The sequence below is a fragment of the Desulfobacterales bacterium genome (assembly GCA_029211065.1).
Classification (GTDB): domain Bacteria; phylum Desulfobacterota; class Desulfobacteria; order Desulfobacterales; family JARGFK01; genus JARGFK01.
Genome location: JARGFK010000017.1, coordinates 18,910 through 38,318 on the forward strand (window position 1 = coordinate 18,910; position 19,409 = coordinate 38,318).

General features: G+C 50.6%; 14 protein-coding genes. 7 read left to right on the forward strand and 7 right to left on the reverse strand.

The window, feature by feature from the left end; genetic code table 11:
• Window positions 1-208 precede the first annotated feature (208 nt).
• The 7 genes from nifJ (at window position 209) to P1P89_05730 (ending at window position 13,636) form a co-directional block, all read left to right on the forward strand.
• Complete coding sequence (gene nifJ / locus P1P89_05700) at window positions 209-3,745, forward strand: pyruvate:ferredoxin (flavodoxin) oxidoreductase (protein MDF1590993.1); 3,537 nt, start codon at window positions 209-211, stop codon at window positions 3,743-3,745.
• 217 nt (window positions 3,746-3,962) lie between these two features.
• Window positions 3,963-4,367, forward strand: coding sequence for a RidA family protein (locus P1P89_05705; GenBank protein MDF1590994.1), 405 nt, complete (start codon window positions 3,963-3,965; stop codon window positions 4,365-4,367).
• A gap of 47 nt (window positions 4,368-4,414) precedes the next feature.
• Window positions 4,415-5,161, forward strand: coding sequence for an MBL fold metallo-hydrolase (locus P1P89_05710; GenBank protein ID MDF1590995.1), 747 nt, complete (start codon window positions 4,415-4,417; stop codon window positions 5,159-5,161).
• A 344-nt stretch (window positions 5,162-5,505) separates the two neighbouring features.
• Window positions 5,506-6,819: an ATP-binding protein gene (locus P1P89_05715; protein ID MDF1590996.1), complete on the forward strand. Its 1,314-nt coding sequence runs from the start codon at window positions 5,506-5,508 to the stop codon at window positions 6,817-6,819.
• 31 nt (window positions 6,820-6,850) lie between these two features.
• Window positions 6,851-10,024, forward strand: coding sequence for a DNA methyltransferase (locus P1P89_05720; protein ID MDF1590997.1), 3,174 nt, complete (start codon window positions 6,851-6,853; stop codon window positions 10,022-10,024).
• Between the two features lie 21 nt (window positions 10,025-10,045).
• Window positions 10,046-10,354: a nucleotidyltransferase domain-containing protein gene (locus tag P1P89_05725; GenBank protein ID MDF1590998.1), complete on the forward strand. Its 309-nt coding sequence runs from the start codon at window positions 10,046-10,048 to the stop codon at window positions 10,352-10,354.
• A gap of 48 nt (window positions 10,355-10,402) precedes the next feature.
• Complete coding sequence (locus tag P1P89_05730; protein ID MDF1590999.1) at window positions 10,403-13,636, forward strand: DEAD/DEAH box helicase family protein; 3,234 nt, start codon at window positions 10,403-10,405, stop codon at window positions 13,634-13,636.
• A 142-nt stretch (window positions 13,637-13,778) separates the two neighbouring features.
• On the opposite strand, the gene P1P89_05735 is transcribed toward P1P89_05730, so the two are convergent.
• The 7 genes from P1P89_05735 to P1P89_05765 all read right to left on the reverse strand — a co-directional run bounded on the left by P1P89_05735 (window position 13,779) and on the right by P1P89_05765 (window position 19,331).
• Complete coding sequence (locus tag P1P89_05735; protein ID MDF1591000.1) at window positions 13,779-14,723, reverse strand: fumarylacetoacetate hydrolase family protein; 945 nt, start codon at window positions 14,721-14,723, stop codon at window positions 13,779-13,781.
• 195 nt (window positions 14,724-14,918) lie between these two features.
• Window positions 14,919-15,323 carry a secondary thiamine-phosphate synthase enzyme YjbQ gene (locus tag P1P89_05740; protein ID MDF1591001.1) on the reverse strand — a complete coding sequence of 135 codons (405 nt, stop codon included), beginning with the start codon at window positions 15,321-15,323 and terminating at the stop codon, window positions 14,919-14,921.
• 177 nt (window positions 15,324-15,500) lie between these two features.
• Window positions 15,501-15,818: a TusE/DsrC/DsvC family sulfur relay protein gene (locus P1P89_05745; GenBank protein MDF1591002.1), complete on the reverse strand. Its 318-nt coding sequence runs from the start codon at window positions 15,816-15,818 to the stop codon at window positions 15,501-15,503.
• Between the two features lie 114 nt (window positions 15,819-15,932).
• On the reverse strand, window positions 15,933-16,778 hold the full coding sequence (locus tag P1P89_05750) for an FAD/NAD(P)-binding protein (protein ID MDF1591003.1): 846 nt from the start codon (window positions 16,776-16,778) through the stop codon (window positions 15,933-15,935).
• Between the two features lie 45 nt (window positions 16,779-16,823).
• A complete protein-coding gene (locus tag P1P89_05755; GenBank protein MDF1591004.1) occupies window positions 16,824-17,864 on the reverse strand; it encodes a 4Fe-4S dicluster domain-containing protein in 1,041 nt (346 codons plus the stop codon).
• A gap of 85 nt (window positions 17,865-17,949) precedes the next feature.
• Window positions 17,950-18,897, reverse strand: coding sequence for a 4Fe-4S dicluster domain-containing protein (locus P1P89_05760; protein ID MDF1591005.1), 948 nt, complete (start codon window positions 18,895-18,897; stop codon window positions 17,950-17,952).
• 2 nt (window positions 18,898-18,899) lie between these two features.
• A complete protein-coding gene (locus P1P89_05765) occupies window positions 18,900-19,331 on the reverse strand; it encodes a hydrogenase iron-sulfur subunit (protein ID MDF1591006.1) in 432 nt (143 codons plus the stop codon).
• Between the last annotated feature and the right edge of the window lie 78 nt (window positions 19,332-19,409).

A 19,409-nucleotide genomic window follows, 5' to 3' on the forward strand; every position in this document is an offset into this window, starting at 1 on the left:
AAATATGGGCCGGAATATAGACCTCTTATCTGTTACAATAAGTCCCCAAAAACCACAACAATAATTTGGCAAATTTATCCTTTACACAAAATTAAAAATGGTATACTGGTAAGACCTTTTGCAGGACAATAGATTTTTTGTCACCGTTATGTGACACGGTTATTAAATATACTATTTAAGTGTAACTTTTTTAAAAAGGAGTCGTCTTATGGCAAAAGAAATGCAGACAATTGACGGAAACACAGCGGCATCCCATGTTGCTTATGGCATGAGCGAGGTGTCCACCCTTTACCCCATCACCCCCTCAACCTCGATGGGAGAGATCGTTGACCAGTGGTCCGCCCAGGGCCGCAAAAACATATTTGGCCAGACCATGGATGTGCGCCAGCTTCAGTCCGAAGCAGGGGCTGCCGGCGCCGTGCACGGCTCTCTGGCCGCCGGCGCGTTGACAACCACATTTACCGCCTCCCAGGGGCTGCTGCTGATGATCCCCAACATGTATAAAATTTCCGGCGAACTGTTGCCGGGCGTTTTTCACGTATCCGCCCGCAGCGTGGCAACTCATGCCCTTTCCATCTTTGGCGACCACTCGGATGTGATGGCATGCCGCCAGACCGGTTTTGCGATGCTGTGCGCCAATTCGGTGCAGGAGATCATGGACCTTGCCCTGGTCGCCCATCTGGCCGCCATCGACTCGCGGGTGCCCTTTCTTCATTTTTTCGACGGCTTTCGAACCTCAAGCGAAATCCAGAAAATCGATGTGATTGATTATGCCGACATGGCCAAGTTGGTGAACCACGAAGCCATCGAAGCTTTTCGAAAACGCGCCATGAACCCGGAGCATCCGCATTTGCGCGGCACGTCCCAGACGCCGGATGTTTTCTTTCAGGCCCGGGAAGCCGCCAACCTGTTCTATCAGAAGGTTCCCGGCATCGTCATCGACAACATGAAAAAAGTCGGCAGCCTCACCGGCCGAAGCTATAAACTCTTCGACTATGTTGGTGATCCCAAGGCCGAAAACATTGTCGTGGCCATGGGCTCCGGTTGTGAGACCATTGAGGAAACCATCAACCACTTGAACAAAGACGGCGCCAAGCTCGGCCTGGTAAAGGTCCACCTGTTCCGCCCCTTTTCCGCGGCGCACCTGTTCGAAGCGCTTCCCCAGACCGTCAAGAACATTACGGTCCTCGACAGAACCAAGGAACCCGGGAGCCTGGGGGATCCATTATATATAGATATCATTACGGCATATGCACAAAGCGGCAAAAAGATCCCGGTCATTTTAGGCGGGCGTTACGGTTTAAGCTCCAAGGATTTCTCGCCGGCCATGGTCATTGCGGTTTACGACAACATGAAGGCGGACAAGCCGAAAAATCATTTTACGGTGGGGATCAATGATGATGTCACCCACACATCGCTGAAAGTGGGCGAAAATATCGACACCGCCCCCGAGGGAACGGTTCAGTGCAAATTCTGGGGCCTGGGCGCCGATGGAACCGTCGGCGCCAACAAGAGCGCCATCAAGATTATCGGCGACAACACCGAAATGTTCGCCCAGGGCTATTTTGACTATGACGCCAAAAAATCCGGCGGCATCACGGTTTCGCATCTGCGGTTTGCACCTACCCAGATCCGTTCAACCTATTTTGTCAACAGCGCCGATTACGTTGCCTGCCACAAGGCCAATTATGTGAACATTTACGATGTCCTCGAAGGAATCAAGCCCGGCGGCACCTTTGTGCTCAATTCACACTGGACGCTGGAAGAAATGGAAAAAGAGCTCCCGGCGGGCATGCGCCGAACCATCGCTGAGAAAAAACTGAAATTTTACAACGTGGATGCTGTCAAAATCGCATCGGGCATCGGCCTGGGCGGCAGAATCAACATGATCATGCAGACCGCCTTTTTCTATCTGGCAAGAGTCCTTCCCATCGACAAAGCCGTTAAGTATCTGAAAAAATCAGTCCATAAAATGTTCGGCAGCAAGGGCGATAAAATTGTCAACATGAACATCGCCGCCATCGACCAGACCATCGACAACCTTATTGAAATCAAATACCCCGAATCCTGGAAAAATGCTGCCGGCGAAAGGCCGGCAAAGCCTGCCGCACCTGAATTCGTAGAAAAGGTCATGCGTCCGTCCCAGAGCCAGAAGGGCAACACCCTGCCCGTCAGCGCCTTTTCACCGGACGGCGTGTTCCCCACCGATACTTCCAAATATGAAAAACGCGGCGTGGCCATCATGGTGCCGGAATGGATCAAGGAGAACTGCATTCAGTGCAACCAGTGTTCCTTTGTCTGTCCGCATGCAGCCATTATCCCGATCATGGCGACGGAAGAAGAATTAAAAGGCGCCCCAGCCGAGTTTGAAACCAAGGCTGCGGTGGGCAAAGAACTCAAAGCCTACAGCTTCCGGATTCAAGTCAATACGCTGGACTGCCAGGGATGCGGAAACTGCGCCGATATCTGTCCCTCCAAGAAAAAAGCGCTGGAGATGAAACCCATCGAAACACAGACAGCGGTCCAGGTACCCAATTATGACTTTTCGGTCACGGTTTCTTACAAAGACAACCTGGTAAAACGCGACACCGTCAAGGGCAGTCAGCTTCAGAAACCGCTCTTGGAGTTCTCGGGCGCCTGCGCCGGCTGCGGTGAAACGCCTTATGTCAAGGTATTGACCCAGCTTTTCGGCGACCGCATGATTATTGCCAATGCCACCGGCTGCAGCTCCATCTGGGGGGGTACGGCGCCGTCGGTTCCCTATAGCGTAAATAAGGAGGGACACGGCCCGGCCTGGGGCAACTCCCTGTTTGAGGATGCGGCTGAATTCGGGTTCGGTATTGCCGTTGCCACCAAGCAGCGCCGCAGAAAACTGGCCGACCTGCTGAAGGAAGCGGTTGCCGCCGACATCCCGGCTGAGATGAAAACCGCCATGAACGGTCTGCTGGAAGGGATCAACGATGCAGAGGCGTCTAAAAAATACGGCGACGAGCTAAAAGCCCTGCTGGCAAAAGCCAAGCGCAGCCCCTTGCTGGACAGCATTTACAAGATGAACGACCTGTTCACCAAAAAGTCGATCTGGTCGGTGGGCGGCGACGGCTGGGCCTACGACATCGGCTACGGCGGCCTGGACCATGTGATTGCTTCCGGTGAAGACGTCAACATTCTGGTTCTGGATACGGAAGTTTATTCCAACACCGGCGGCCAGTCCTCCAAGGCGACCCCCACGGGCGCAGTGGCCAAGTTTGCTTTTTCCGGCAAAAAAATCGGCAAAAAAGATCTGGGCCGCATTGCCATGACCTACGGTTATGTCTATGTCGCTTCCATTTCCATGGGCGCCAACAAGCAGCAGGTATTAAAGGCCTTTATGCAAGCGGACGCGTATCCCGGACCGTCCGTGGTAATCTGTTATGCCCCCTGCATCAACCAGGGATTGAAGAAAGGCATGGGGAAAACCCAATTGGAAATGAAACTGGTGGTCGATTCCGGTTACTGGCCGCTGTACCGGTACAACCCGCAATTGGAAGCGGAAGGTAAAAATCCGTTCAAGCTTGAATCAAAAGCGCCTGACGGAACTATCGAGGACTTTCTGGCCGGCGAAGTACGGTTCTCTTCGCTTGAAATGACTTTTCCCGAAGAATCGAAGCGGTTGCGCGCCCAGATTGGAGAAGAAGTTGAACGCCGCTACCAGATTCTAAAGCAGATGGACGATCCCACCGCTATCTGTAATACGGCGGAAAAATAATACTGAACCCGCTTTTTTGTCCTTGACAAAAGGCCGCCTGCAAGAGCAGGCGGCCTTTTGTATTTATCAAATACCGACTAACCGTAAAATTTTGTTGACGAGATATGTTTTGTTACATATCCATGATTTGAATTGTGACGCTGGTGTTAAATCCCGCGATATAAAGATCAAAAGGGGTTATCTGTTTCAATGACGATTTAAAAAAAGGAGATTTTTTATGCTTCCCGCAGCAAAAAGCATTGTAAAGACCGAAAAAGCCCCCGGCGCCATCGGGCCGTATTCCCAGGCGGTCCGGGCCGGTTCCATTGTCTTTGTCTCCGGACAACTGGCATTATTGCCGGAAACCGGAAAACTGGTTGATCACGATATCCAGGCCGAAACCCGACAGGCCGTCACCAACCTGAAAAACATCCTCATCGCAGCGGGAAGTTCTCTGGATCATGTGGTCAAGACGACGTTGTTTATCAGAAAGATGGATGATTTTTCCAAAATCAATGAGGTTTACGGAGAATTTTTCCTGTCCGATCCTCCGGCCCGTTCCTGTGTCGAGGTTTCTTGTCTTCCCAAAAATGCCAATATCGAGATCGAAGCAATCGCTCTTTTAATCTCACAAACGGATTAAATGAAAATTTTTATCAAGCTATCAAGAAAAACGCTGAGGAGGAAACCATGACTTCCCAAGAGATCGAGTTCACCGTGGCCTATGACGATGTCCCCATAGACCCCCTTGTAGAAACTTCGCACGGCTTCTCGTGCCTGATTGAGGGAATGGACAAGACCATCCTCTTCGATACCGGTGGTGATGGCCATCTGCTTCTTGACAATCTTCGGAAACTGAACAAGGACCCTAATCATATCGATATCCTGGTTCTGTCCCACCAGCATTGGGACCACAGCGGCGGCTTGTTTACCGTGCTGCGTTCCATAGGACCCGTCGCAGTGTACATGACGAAGGCCTTTCCAGACTCTCTCGCTTCTCACGCGGAAAGGCTCGGCGCGGATGTCACAATTGTCGACGGTCCGATCGAGATCATTCCCGGTATCCACTCGACGGGACAGATGGGAGGCGACGAACTTGCCAGGGGACGGCGGGAGCAGTCACTCGTATTGGATACCGCCGACGGCACTGTTGTGCTGACCGGCTGCGCGCATCCCGGAATCGTAAATATCGTTAACCGGGCAAGAGATCTCCGCTCGGGAAATATCGCCTACGCGCTGGGCGGGTTTCACCTAAAAGATACGGACGATCCCGCGGTGAAAAATGTCATCGGTGAGTTAAAGGCGCTGGGCATCAAGAAAATGGGTGCCTCCCATTGCACCGGAACGCGTCAGATCGAGATGTTCCGAGACGTTTGGGACATGGACTTCATCCCGTTCGGCTGCGGGGCGACGCTTCGGCTGCCGCTCCGGCAATGAGAATCCGATCTCGGCATCGACGGCCGCAGCGAAACGACTATATCGCATCCTTGAAAAACAGAAGTGTGAAACTATATATTCTGCCCCTTACAGTTTTTCTTGAACGTCTCGTATCTTAAAGAGTAGAGGGGAAACAAGCGCCACAGGCCCCTACCAGTCAGTCAGACATATATCAGGTTTTCCGATGGACTGATACTTTGAGAGTTTGAAGTGCTATCTGAAAATATAATTTTAAACACCTGCCGGATTCATCCAAATAGCCTGAAAGCCTTTGCTGGGGAATAGCATAAAATGAGTTGACAGGTAAACAATTTCACTTTAATCTGTTTACCGAGGTAAACAAAATGAAAAAAGATGCCTTGCTCACCATCATCGCTGAATGGCTGGAAGAGTGGGAGATGCCGTCGCTGATTCCACGGAATCAGCCGGTTATAGAGCCCGCCGACATCAAACGCATTTTAGCCATCGTAGGGCCCAGACGGGCGGGCAAAACATACTTTATGTACCAGCTTATTCAGTCCCTGCTAAGGAACAGCCGGCATTCGAAAGAAGACATCCTTTTTCTGGATTTCGAAGATTATCGGCTGGGCGAATTGACCGGGAATGCCATGGACACAATTTTCACGGCCTTTCATCAGGTTGCGGGACGATATCCTCTTTTTCTTTTCTTTGATGAAATCCAGAATCTTCCAGACTGGAGCCGTGTGCTTCGTACGCTTCACAATCGGGGGCAATTCAAGATCATCGTTTCGGGCAGCAATTCGGAGTTGCTTGGCAGTGAAATCGCAACCGAACTCCGCGGACGTTATGAAGATATTCTTATGCTTCCCTTTTCTTTTCAGGAACATCTTCGCTTCCGGGATATTGTCCCTACCCCGGCTTCGCTTCGCACGGCGGCCCGCGGCAGCATGCTGGCTGCTTTTGATGACTATGTAAAACACGGCGGATTCCCGGAAGTTGCCATGGCCGGCAGCGAGATGGAACGACGGAAACTCCTCCAGAGTTATTTTAAAACGGTCTTCTACAAAGATATACTTGAACGGTACAATATTAAAGCGCGGTATGTTCTTGATGCACTGATGAACGACATGCTGGAAAATTACGCAGGGCTATTTTCCATCAGCCGATTCGAAAAGCAAATGAAAAGCAATAATCTCGCCGGCAGCAAACGCACGATTGCCAATTATTTTCATTACCTCACCGAAGCGTTTTTCGTCATTGCCCACGAAAAATTTTCCTTTTCGCCACGGAAAAGGAGCATGAATCCGAAAAAGGCGTATCTGACCGATACCGGTTTTGCCGCCATGGGGCGTCCCTTTACAGAAAATCGGGGGAGAATTATTGAAAATATGATTGCCATTGATTTGTTCCGTCGCGGAATGGAAACCTACTACTTCAAAAATAGAAACGAATGCGACTTTATTATCAAGCAGGGCCGCAAGCCCACGCAGGCAATACAGGTCTGCTGGGAGCTCACCAGTCGGAATGAGAAACGCGAGATCGCCGGTCTCGTGGAGGCCTGCACTTTCCTGGGGCTGACTTCCGGCACCATACTGACATATGCTCAAGACGAGGCGCTTGAGAAAGACGGATTAAAGATATCCGTTCGGCCGGTATGGGAATGGCTGCTGGAAGCCGACATGAATAAAATCAATTAATCCGCAATAGGTAAATGGGGATCAAGTAGACATGAATTCTTTTGAAAAGCTTAAGGCAAAGCTCTCCGAGCTGTTCCAGCTTGACCAGGCCGACCTGGACTTCGGCATTTACCGGGTCATGAATGCGCGGCGGGACGAGGTCAACCGGTTTTTGGAAAGTGACCTTCTGCCCCAGGTCCGAAAAGCGTTCAAGCAATATCAGTCAGCCGATAAGGCAACGCTCAAGCAGGAACTGGATAAAGCCATTGAAGGCGCGCGTGCACTGGGTATCGAACCGGAAAATGTTCCAAAGGTAAAGGAACTCCAGGCTGAATATGAATCGTCCGCTGTTGATATTGCGGCTCTGGAGAACGAGGTCTACGACCACCTCTTCAGTTTCTTCAGCCGCTACTACGACGGGGGCGACTTTATTTCGCTGCGCCGTTACAAAAAAGGAGTTTACGCCATTCCTTACGAGGGCGAAGAGGTCAAGCTTCACTGGACCAACCACGACCAGTACTACATCAAAACATCTGAATACTTCCGGGATTATGCCTTTAAAACCCCAAGCGGGCATTGCGTGCACTTTAAGATAATTGAAGCCGATACGGAGAAGGATAATATTAAGGCGGCCAACGGCAACGACCGGCGTTTCCTTTTGCATGGCGACAAGCCGGCAGCCGAGGAAAACGGCGAACTTATCATCCGCTTCGAGTACCGCCCGGATGATGAAAAACGCAGACAGGACGCCATCAACGCCAAAACCTCCGGACGCATCTTCGCAGACCTGAACGATAAGAAACGCTTGGATTGGAAGGAACGCCTGGATGTTATGTGGAAACGGGTCGACGGCAAGGAAACCGACAAGACCATTCTTGACAAACACCTGTTCGACTATACCCGGCGAAACACCTTTGATTATTTCATCCACAAGGACTTGGGCGCCTTCCTTCGGCGGGAGCTTGATTTTTACATTAAAAACGAGGTTATGCGGCTGGACGACATCGAGGAAGAGACCGCACCGCGCGTGGAACAGTATCTTTTAAAGATAAAGGTCATCCGCCAGATTGCCCATAAAATCATCGCCTTTCTGGCGCAGATCGAGGATTTTCAGAAAAAGCTCTGGCTCAAGAAAAAATTTGTGATTGAAACCAACTACTGCGTGACCCTCGATCGGGTGCCGGAGAAACTTTACCCTGAAATTACCGCCAATGAGGCTCAAAGAGAGGAATGGGTTCGCCTCTTTGCTATTGATGAGATCAAAACCAAAAGCGGTCAGCTTAAGATCAATGAGAAGACGACAGTTGTGTACTCGGAACCGCTGACGGTGGAGTTCCTGAAGGCAAATCCATTTCTGGTAATAGATACGGAGTTCTTTAATACGGATTTCAAGGAAAAGCTGCTTGCAAGTTTTGATGATGTAGAGGATCAGTGCGATGGTGTGTTAGTGCGAGGGGAGAACTTTCAATCACTTAACATGATGCAAAATATGTATCGAGGGCAAGTAAAATGCGTTTACATTGATCCACCATATAACACGAGTGCCTCAGAGATTATTTATAAAAATGATTTTAAACATTCATCTTGGTTGGCATTTATTACCGGCCGGCTTCTGGCAACGGAAAGTCTAATGTGTGGAGAAAGCATTCTCTGTATAACCATCGATGATTTTGAATTTTCTAAGCTTTTCACTTTCATGGAAGGCCGGTATTCAAGAGATAGGCTCCTTGGTGTTGCAGCCATCAAGAACAATCCTTCTGGCAGAGCTACGCCTAAGGGATTCTCCATTGCACATGAATACGCCATATTTTTGTCAAAAGGGGAGCAATCGGCTGTTGGCAGGCTTTCACATACAGAAGAACAGGTTAGTAGGTACAAATACGAAGATCAAAAGGGACGATATGAATGGGTTAATCTTAGGAAGCATGGTGGAGCAAATGCCAACCGTTCAGCAAGACCGAAGCTGTTCTACCCAATTTTTGTATCTGAAGAGGTTTTACGCTTTCCAAAAGCTGATTGGGATGTGAAATCTAAATCATGGATTCTATTTGAGAAACCAAACAAAGATGAACAAGTTGTTTGGCCAATAGATGCCAAAGGCGGAGAGAAAACATGGAAATTAGGAATTGATACTGCAAAAGCTTCACTTGATGAATTAAGCGTGAGGAGAGACCAACAAGGTCAATTAGGTGTATACCGAAAAGCGAGAATAAGAACAGAAGGAACATTGCCAAGAACTCTCTGGGACAAAAAAGAGTATTCGGCTACTGAATACGGGACTAATCTACTTACAAATATACTTGGGTCATCTCAGGTTTTTTCATTTCCTAAATCACTATACGCGGTTAAAGACTGTCTGCTTGTCGCTGGCGCGGATCCTGGTGCTGTAGTTCTTGATTATTTCGCCGGTTCCGGTACGACTGGCCATGCCGTTATCGACTTGAACCGTGAAGATGAAGGTGGTCGCAAGTACATCCTCGTTGAAATGGGAGAGCACTTCGATACAGCCTTGAAACCTCGTATTCTGAAGGTCGTCTACTCAAAGGGTTGGAAAAACGGCAAGCCTGTTTCACGCGATGGCGTAAGCCACATGTTTAAATACATCCGTCTGGAATCCTACGAAGACGCATTAACTAATATCGAACTTCAACGTAACGATCACCAGCAACTGCTCCTCAATAAAGCTGATGGCTTTCGGGAATCTTATATGTTGAAATACATGCTCGATGTAGAATCCCGGGGCAGCCAGACCTTGCTCAACATAGATAACTTCGACGATCCGTGGAACTACCAACTGCTCGTGGGCGCGGGATCGGTGGGTGAGACAAAACCCGTAAATGTGGACCTGGTCGAAACATTTAACTGGCTTCTGGGTCTGAAGGCAACACGCATCGAAAGGATCAACAGTTTCCAGTTGGTCAAAGGCGAAAACCCGGCGGGTGAAAAGGTCCTTGTCATCTGGCGCAAGATTCGGGACCTTGACGAGAGGGATCCCGCAAAGATTGCTGCTGCACGGCAGAATGCCAACATTGAGCTTGAGGCCTTTTTCAAAAAGCAGCAATACAACAGGCTCGATTCCGAATTTGACATCATTTATGTCAATGGCGACAACAACCTCATGAACGTGCCGCTCGATCCGGATAAAAAAGGCTTGGAGCCGCGCTATAAGGTGCGGCTGATAGAAGAGGAATTCAAGCAGCTTATGTTCGATGTTAAGGATATATAATAAAATTTATGGAGGTAAAATATGAGCATCGCCGGTGATACCAAAGAAAAAGTGAAGCGGGAAGTTGCCGCCGTATTATCCGGTTTCTCCGAAGTGCGGCGGGTGGTTATTTTCGGCTCATTCGTGACCTCCGAGCATCCGCATGATCTAGACATCGCCGTGTTTCAGGACTCGGACGAGGGCTATTACCCTCTCGCCAGAAAGTATCGCCGAACCCTTCGGAATATCGCACGGATCATTCCTCTGGATGTCATACCTGTCCGACCGAACCCCGATCCGGGGCCTTTTATGAAAGAAATTGAAAAAGGCGAGGTGATTTATGAAGGATGAAACACGAAGGGATTTTGTCCATAGCATCATAGAGTCCGGGAAGGTGTAATGATGGCCCGAAGGGAAACATCACCCCGTCGTCCCGCTCACCGGTCTCCCCATCTCAAATTCGATCACCGCTTGGTACTGGTCAACTGGATGCTCGACTTATTTGATATGGCCACCTTCGACGACATGGGCAAACACCTGCGCGATCCGGCGTTTGAGGGTTTCAATGAGGACGGCGTTTCGCGTTTCCACCAATGTTTGAAACTCATTTTCGATCTTCCGGAATTACCGCGCGATATTCTTTTGGTTTACGACGGAAACATTGTCCGGCACTGGAGACAGATTACAGATAAAAGAAATGCTGATGGTCAAAACCTGTATCCTAAGTATTTTCAGTATTTGTGTCTGCTGTTTACTGAAATCTACCTGGACCGCTATTTCCGTGATCCCGAGGGGCTCCTGGCTGATCTGAATGCCTATGCAGAACGTTTCAACGCCGGCGATACCCTCCAGCAAAAGGCGATGGGCCAACTATTTGCAGCAGGCCTGCCGAAGGACGCCCAAATCAAGACCTATACGCCGCAGGACCTGCGGAAGCTTGCTTTTTGGAGCGCCACCGGTTCAGGCAAAACGCTTCTCATGCACGTCAATATCCTGCAGTACCTGCATTACCAGAAGCTGAACGGCCGGGACGGCGACATCAACCGGACCATTCTGCTGACGCCGAATGAGAGTTTAAGTTTTCAACATCGCGATGAATTCAGGCTGTCCGGTATATTCGCCGATCTCTTTGATAAGGATGCCGGAGGATTGTTTTCGAGGAGCAGCGTTGAAATTATTGACATTCATAAGTTGCGCGAAACCACCGGGGAAAAGACCGTATCCATTGACGCCTTTGAAGGCAACAACCTTGTTTTGGTGGATGAAGGCCATCGGGGTACAAGCGGCGCGGAAGTCGGCCACTGGATGCAGATGCGCAACCGGCTCTGCGAGAAAGGCTTTTCTTTTGAGTATTCCGCCACTTTCGGGCAGGCGATGAAGGCAAGCGGCAACAAAGATCTGGCCCATGAGTACGCCAAGTGCATCCTCTTCGATTATTCGTACAAGTATTTCTACGGTGACGGTTATGGCAAGGAATATCGCATTCTCAACCTTGAAGACGACTCGAATAAAGAACACCGGCGGCGGTATCTGACGGCCTGTCTCTTGGCGTTTTACCAGCAGCAGAAGCTGTTTCTGGACAGGCGAGATGAACTGCGAAGCTTCCTGATCGAAAAGCCCCTCTGGATATTCGTAGGCGGAAGCGTCACCAAGACGCCGAGAAAGAGGGACGTTTCGGACGTGGTTGACATTCTCCTGCTCCTTGCTCGTTTTGTAAGGAATCGCAGCGAAAGCATCCGTTACATAGAAATGCTCCTTAGCGGCAATTCAGGTCTCCATGATGCCAAGGGGCGCGAGCTTTTTAAAGGGGCTTTCACCTACCTCGGAAAACTCGGGCTTTCCGGGGAACAGGCTTATCAGGACATCTTAATGGTCCTTTTCAACACGCAGGTAACCGGTGCGCTGCACGTGCGGCGGCTCAAGGCAGGAGGTGAAGCCGAAGGCGAAGTTGCTTTGCATATTGGCGAGGACAATGACCCATTCGGATTAATTAATGTCGGCGATTCATCGGGTCTGTGCAAGCTTTGCGAAGAGCACGCCAAGGATTTGGCGGTGTCGGATAGTGAATTTTCTGATTCGCTTTTCCGTCGCGTAAATTCCGGTGATTCAACACTAAACGTACTGATAGGATCAAAAAAATTTTCAGAGGGCTGGTCGAGTTGGCGCGTGAGTACCATGGGCCTCATGAACATCGGCAAGAAGGAAGGCTCGCAGATTATCCAGCTTTTCGGCCGCGGCGTCCGCTTGAAGGGATTTGATTTTTGCCTTAAACGAAGCCATCGCATTGTCGGTTTCATACCGCCAAAGGACATGGAACGCTTGGAAACACTCAACGTATTCGGAATCCACGCGGATTATATGCGGCAGTTCAAAGAATATATGGAAGACGAAGGGCTCCCGGCCAATGAAGACCGCATAGAATTTGTACTGCCGGTGGTTAAGAATCTCGGCAAGAAACCACTGAAGACAATCCGCCTAAGGGAAGGCGTTGACTTCAAAAAACAGGGACCGAAGCCAACCCTTGAGATACCGGATGAACATCTCAAAAAAAACCCTCTTATCATTGATTGGTATCCAAAAATTCAGGCGCTTGCAAGCGCCCGGGGTCAGGCGGCACTTGATGCGACCGCACCGAACGAAGCCTGGTTCACCGAAGAGCACCTTGCATTCCTTGACATCGAGAAGCTCTATTTCGATCTTCAAAGGTTTAAGAGCGAGCGCGCCTGGTACAACCTGAACCTGAGTATGGACAGGATACCGGAATTTCTCATTGATAATAGCTGGTATGTGCTCCATATACCGCAGGAAGAGATGGAAGCGCAGTCATTTGAGCAGGTGCTTCGGTGGCAGGAGATTGCGTCAATGCTACTCCGTAAATACTGTGACCGGTTTTATAGGGTCAAAAAGGCCGAATTTGAAAAGGATCATCTTGAATACAAGGTGCTTACCGAAAACGATCCCAACTTCATTGAAAACTATATGTTCATGGTCGATCAGTCGAGGCAGGACATTGTGACCAAGCTTGCGGAGATCAAAAGTATCATTGAAAGGGGGGAATTACGAAACATCGAATTTCAGGGATTTGCCACCGTCATGCTGGGACAGCATCTCTATCAGCCGCTGATCTATGTGAACAGCGCTGTCATAGAGGTGAAACCCGTGTCTCTGAATGAGGGCGAGCGGGATTTCGTTCTGGATCTCCAGCAAAATTGCTCGCAGAACAAGGATTTCTTTAAGGGCAAAGAGCTCTACCTGCTGCGGAACATGTCTCGAGGAAGGGGAATTGGATTTTTTGAAGCGGGAAACTTCTATCCGGATTTCATCATGTGGTTGCTCGCGGATGGGAAACAGTACATCAACTTTATCGACCCTAAAGGCTTGCGCAATTTGAAAGGTCCTGACGATCCTAAAATCGCGTTTTACAAGACAATTAAATCCATAGAAGATGATCTCCGGTCTCAGGATTCAATGATTACGTTGAATTCCTTCATCGTTTCCAATACCCGTTTGCCCGAGGTCGGGTGGTGGGACGGTGGTATGACAAAAGAACAGTTCGATGAACAGCACGTTTTCTTCCAGAAGGAAGACAAGGATACTTATATTGAAAAGATGCTAAGGATGACGGTTGCGTAAGAAATGGATGCGTATTCAGGTGGAGTGCGACAAAGCTACAGCACCGGAGTAAACATGAAACAGATCGAAAACAGCAAAAAAGGAGGCATCTTTGGATGCCTCCTTTTTGGATTTTAATCCCGTATTCGCCGGCAGGCTGATTTTATTCTTTCGTAATGGGATTTCGCATGACCCCGAGTTTCTCGATCTCGGTTTCCATGATATCCCCGGGGTTCATAAATGTCGGCGGCTTGCGATCCTTGGCCAGACCGCCGGGCGTGCCGGTTGCCACCACGTCGCCGGGTTCCAGTGTAAAAACTTGCGAGCAGAAGGCCATGAGCTGGGGAACCGTGTGCACCAGCTGCTTCGTATTCGATTCCTGCAAAACCTTGCCGTTCACCTTCAGCTTCACGGAAAGATTGTGCGGATCGGGCAATTCATCGGTCGTCAGCAGAAAGGGCCCCATCGGGGCAAAGGCGTCAAAGCTCTTTCCCCTGAGATTTTGCCCATCCCGCTTGGTCAGGTCGCTGGCGCTGACGTCATTAAGCGCCATGTAGCCGGCAATGTAATCGTAAGCCTTTTCTTCCGGCACATGCTTGCAGCGCTTGCCCACAACAAATGCGAGCTCCGCTTCATATCCCAGGCAGATGGTCATGGCCGGCCGGGGAATCGGATCATCATAGGCGGCCACCGCATTGGCAAACTTGGCGAACAGCATGGGTTCTTTATGGGGCTGCATGCCGAGCTCCTTTAGAAAATCGTGATAATTATGGCCCACGCAAATAATCTTGGAGGGCTTTAGAACCGGCGCCAGCAGTTTAACCTGATCCAGCGGAGAAACGATATTCAAGCCTCTTACCTGACTCGATTTCGCCCCCTGGGACGCGACCCAGCGCAGCGCTTCCCGGGCGGCCTGCATGGATTCGCCTTCACCTTCCAAAAACCGGACGGTTTCCGGCGGAACCATGAGAGCCGCCTTCTGACGCGCCCGGCCTTCTCCCCGGCTCTCCAGCACGGCCTCACAGGCCAGATTCAAATCAACAACTTCATTTTCATTCAGGGAGCCGAGCCTTGCATCCCCGGTCTTTTGAAACATTACCAACTTCATGGTCATCTCCTTTGAATTTTTTGTATGACAGTGAAATTATTAAAATATTGGCAACTGCGCGTGGTACCAGCCAAAGCGGTATGCCGACAGTGTTGCGGTCAGAACCAAGTATAGTCACGAAAAAATCAGAAACAACCCGGGCACCACTGCGCTATGGGCAGCATAACGCCGCCGGTTTAGGGACGAAGCGGGGGACTATGCCGGGAATTTAAACAGACGAACATGCAGCTTTCGGGTGCGCGGACCGTCAAATTCACAAAAAAATATGCCCTGCCAGGTTCCCAGCTGCAGGCTGCCGCTTTCAATGGCGATCATTTCTGAAGCGCCCACTAGGGTCGCCTTGACGTGGGCCGCTGAATTTCCCTCCAGGTGCCGGTAGCCCGCCTCCCAGGGAACGATTTTATTCAACACCATCAGAATGTCCGACCGGACGCTGGGGTCCGCGCTTTCATTTATCGTAACAGCCGCCGTGGTGTGGGGCACATACAGCATGCAAAGCCCGTCGGCAACCCCCTGTGAACGAACCAAGTGCTGTATTTCAGCGGTGATGTCAATCAGTTCCGTTTTTGCTTTGGTTTTTACCGTTATCGAAGTTTTCATAAATATCCCACGACCAAATCGGCTTTTGAAAAGGGTTATAATTGAAACGGAATTGTCCGGCGGCTGAATCGGAAAGTATTGTTGGCAACCATATACCAGCCCCCCTAAAAAAAGAGGCCCTGCGATTTTCGCAGGGCCTCTTTACGGTCTTATAAAGGTATGTACCGACTTGTGGTGTTACACGCAGCCGGTCGGTTTGGGGAGACCGGCCATCTTGCATGCGCCCTTGCCGGGTCCGGACGGAAACAGTTCGTAGATATGTTTCAGCTTAAAACCCGTTACCTTGGAAAGTACCCGGACCATCGGCGCAATTCCGTTTTTCTTGTAATAGTCCTGGAGTACATTGAGGACTTGCCAGTGTTCTTCCGACAACTCATCAATCCCTTCTTCTTTTTTGACAAATTGAACCCATTCGGGGCACCAGTTTTCAAAATTGTCAATAAATCCGTCTTCATCTATAACAAACTTTTTTCCTCCAAAATCAACTTCTGGCATTAAACAACCCTCCTTTTATGGAATAATTATATATTGGCTTGCCGCCTTATCAGGCTTTGATTTTATATCGTGCTTATCTATACGATAGAATCCTCAATGTCAATATGAAATTTATCAGTATTCCCTGGGCATCCCGTTGAGCTGGGCCAGGGTAAAAACCGGGCCGTCCTTGCAGACAAATTCCTTGCCGATATTGCACCGGCCGCAGATGCCGATGCCGCATTTCATCCGCATCTCCAGGGACATGATGATATGGTCGTGCCCGTAATTGAGCTTGTCCAGAACCGGCTGGGTAAACTTGATCATGATCGGCGGTCCGCACACGATCGCATAGGTGTCGGCATTCCCGGGCGGGGCCTTTTGCTCGGTAATGGTGGGGACAAATCCCACATTGTATTTCCAATCCGGGTCATCGCTGGCATCTACGGTAATGTGAACGTTGATGTCGTCACGTTCTTCCCAGGCCGCCAGTTCTTTCCGGTAAAGGAGCATGCCGGGCGACCGCGCCCCGTAGATCACATGGATATCCTTAAAATCCTTTCGGTTGGCCGGGTCCAGCATGTAGACAATGGAGGACCGCAGGGTGGTAAAGGCAAAACCGCCGCCGATAATGACAACGTTTTTTCCTTTCAGCCTCTCCCAGGGATACCAGTTGCCCAGCGGGCCCCGGAGGCCCATGATGTCCCCCGCCTTCATGGCGTGCAGATAAGACGACACCAGGCCGACCTTGTTGACGGTGAACATGACAAATCCCTTCTCGGTGGGAGACGACGCAATTCCGATGGGGATTTCGCCCTTGCCGGTCACGGAGAGCTCGGCAAACTGCCCGGCCTGGTATGCAAATTTCTGCTCATCTTCAGGATTTAAAAAAACAAAACGGAATGTTTTAAGATTTTTATCTACGGTTTCAGTGATGATTTCATCAATGCGAACCGGATATGGCAAATATGGATTGAGCACCGCATCCCCCTTCACCCGGAAATTTTACCGGGGCAACACGAAATGTTACCGGCAAGTTTCGTAACTGTTCATCAGTTCACAGACGCGTCGGATATCAATATTGACCGGGCACTGGCGAATACACCGGCCGCAGCCCACGCATTGAATGCCGCTGCTGTATTTATCTAAATAATATTTAAGTTTGTGCATAAACCGCTGCCGCACCCGCTTGGTCTTTGTATTTCGCGGATTGTGGCCGGACCCGTGAAAGGTAAAGAGCGGATACATGCAGCTGTCCCAGTTGCGCATCCGAAGGCCCGACTTTCCGCTGACCTCGTCCTGAATGTCGAAACACCAGCAGGTCGGACAGACATAGGTACAGGTCCCGCAATTGATGCAGCTAAAGGCCACTTCGTCCCAAAAAGGGGCGTCAAACAACTCCGGAATGGTCTTTTCCGCCAGCCGGTCGGTTTGAACGGCCGTGCGGATTCGGCTCTCAGCCTCGGTTTTCAGCGCGTCGATGGGGCCGCTGTCAGCCGCTTCGCCCCACCCTGCAGTTTTCAAAAAACTTTCCCCTTTAGCGGTAATCGCCTTTGCCAGAAAAGCGTCCGTCTCTTCCACCAGCAGGACATCCAGCCCTTCCTCGCCAAACGGACCGCAGCCGGCCGTGGTGCAGAAACAGGTCTGACAGGGCTGCCGGCAGGCCAGCCCCACCAGGGTTGTGCCCTCATAGGCCCGCACCCAGTAAATATCCCGGTATTCGGGCGTGTCAAAATTTCTTTTTACCAGCAAAAAAGCGGCCGCATCACAGGGCCGGATGCCGAGGATCGCCATGGGCATGGTATTGCCGGCAACCTCTTTCAGGATATGATGGTCTTCCTTGTTTTCATCCAGGGTGTAGTGAAACATCACCTCTGTCTGGGGATAAATGATCGCTTTGGGGGACAACCGGGTATTCTGAAAATTAAAATCCGGGAGAATGCCTTTTTCCAGCAGGTCAAAGTTGTGAAACCCGTCCGCTTTAACCGGACCGTACAGGCGATACCCGCTTTTCAATGCCTCGATTCCTTCGGTCCACTTTTGCTTGTCTATTCTTACACCCTTCATGTGATGCACCCTTTATCTCAAAGCGGTCACTTGTTAGCAATGGCGCCTTGCGCCAAACAGCCCTGGACGAACGACAGCCATGAATTTATTTGATAAATTTATCCGGATCATCGGGTCTATAGGTATCCAGCGGCGGTCTGACCTCCAGCGACAGGCCCGCCTCCCATTTGAACAGCGCCAGACAGTCTTTTTCCAGTTTTTTGGTCAGGAGCCGGACCCTGATCCCCACCGGGCAGGCCCGTTCACAGGCGCCGCAGTCCGTACAGCGGCCGGCGCAATGATACGCCCTTAAGAAATGAAATGTTCTGACATCGGTCGGGTCCTGGCCTTTGCCGACCCACTGGGGCCGGGATTCATCCACAAAGCAGGTGGGGCAGTAGCACAGGGGGCAGGCATTGCGGCAGGCATAGCAGCGGATGCACCCGGCCAGCAGCTCGTCAAAAAATTGATATTTTTCTTCCGCCGGCAGCCCTTCGATCCGGCGGACGTCCGCATACCGGTCCACGCCCTCCTGCTCCTTAACCGGCTCTGCCGCCAGTTCATCGTATTCCACCGGATTGCGGTGGCTGCAGGTGGTGCAGTTGTCCTGGAGCACGTCCGGTTTTTTAAAGGTCTTTTCAGTTTCGCCCCCCTTGACCACGATCCCGTCGCCCGTCTCAGCAACGCTCTCTATTTCAGCATACAACATCCCGGCAATTTTCCGCCGGTCGATCATCCCTTTGCAGGGGACCCCGATAATATAGAGCTGCTCCCTTTTGATCTTGTTTTCAATGACATGGGTGACAATATTGCGGGAATCGCACCCCTTGGCCACAATGCCGATTTTTCCCTTGCGGTCGGCCAGGTAATTCGCCAGATTGATGCCGCAGTTGCTGTCCCACACCAGATTTTTCACATCCTCGGGCTTTTGGACGAAGTGCGGTTCATTCATCAGCGGCACGGTCCCCCTGCGAAACCCGATCACCATTTCGACCGTGCCTTCCTTTAAAATCTTTTCGGCTATTTTCCGGATGGTATCAATGTATTCCAGCATGTTTAAGCCACCTTAGCCATGTTCTTTACAAATCGTTTATTGGGACCCAGGGCCTTGACCGCCTCCGTGACCCTTTTGACCACATCGACAAACTTGGTCGACTCGGCCGAAGAAATCCAGGAGAAATGAATGCGGCCGGGCTCAATCCCCATGTATTCCGCCAGGTTTTCAAAAAGTGCGAACTTGCGTCGAGCGTAATAATTACCTTCCAGGTAATGGCAGTCGCCGGGATGTCAGCCGGACACCCAGACGCCGTCGGCCCCCTCGCGCAGGGCCGCCAGAAAAAATTTGGGGCTCATGCGGCCGGCACAGGGAATGCGAATCACCCGGATGTTGGCCGGATAGGACATCCGGCCGACGCCGGCCAGATCGGCGGCGCCGTAGCTGCACCAGTTGCACAGAAAACTGATGATTTTAGGTTCCCAATCGGTCATGTTGTCTCCTTCGACTGTATGAAATTCCAACCCCCGGGATCATTGCCCCGGAGAAACAATGTTTGCATTACATAATCC

What these genes read in the sequence shown, in the direction of transcription:
- nifJ (MDF1590993.1), top strand. Translation starts at nt 209, where the DNA reads ATGGCAAAAGAAATGCAGACAATTGACGGAAACACAGCGGCATCCCAT.
- P1P89_05705 (MDF1590994.1), top strand. Translation starts at nt 3,963, where the DNA reads ATGCTTCCCGCAGCAAAAAGCATTGTAAAGACCGAAAAAGCCCCCGGC.
- P1P89_05710 (MDF1590995.1), top strand. Translation starts at nt 4,415, where the DNA reads ATGACTTCCCAAGAGATCGAGTTCACCGTGGCCTATGACGATGTCCCC.
- P1P89_05715 (MDF1590996.1), top strand. Translation starts at nt 5,506, where the DNA reads ATGAAAAAAGATGCCTTGCTCACCATCATCGCTGAATGGCTGGAAGAG.
- P1P89_05720 (MDF1590997.1), top strand. Translation starts at nt 6,851, where the DNA reads ATGAATTCTTTTGAAAAGCTTAAGGCAAAGCTCTCCGAGCTGTTCCAG.
- P1P89_05725 (MDF1590998.1), top strand. Translation starts at nt 10,046, where the DNA reads ATGAGCATCGCCGGTGATACCAAAGAAAAAGTGAAGCGGGAAGTTGCC.
- P1P89_05730 (MDF1590999.1), top strand. Translation starts at nt 10,403, where the DNA reads ATGATGGCCCGAAGGGAAACATCACCCCGTCGTCCCGCTCACCGGTCT.
- P1P89_05735 (MDF1591000.1), bottom strand. Translation starts at nt 14,723, where the DNA reads ATGAAGTTGGTAATGTTTCAAAAGACCGGGGATGCAAGGCTCGGCTCC.
- P1P89_05740 (MDF1591001.1), bottom strand. Translation starts at nt 15,323, where the DNA reads ATGAAAACTTCGATAACGGTAAAAACCAAAGCAAAAACGGAACTGATT.
- P1P89_05745 (MDF1591002.1), bottom strand. Translation starts at nt 15,818, where the DNA reads ATGCCAGAAGTTGATTTTGGAGGAAAAAAGTTTGTTATAGATGAAGAC.
- P1P89_05755 (MDF1591004.1), bottom strand. Translation starts at nt 17,864, where the DNA reads ATGAAGGGTGTAAGAATAGACAAGCAAAAGTGGACCGAAGGAATCGAG.
- P1P89_05760 (MDF1591005.1), bottom strand. Translation starts at nt 18,897, where the DNA reads ATGCTGGAATACATTGATACCATCCGGAAAATAGCCGAAAAGATTTTA.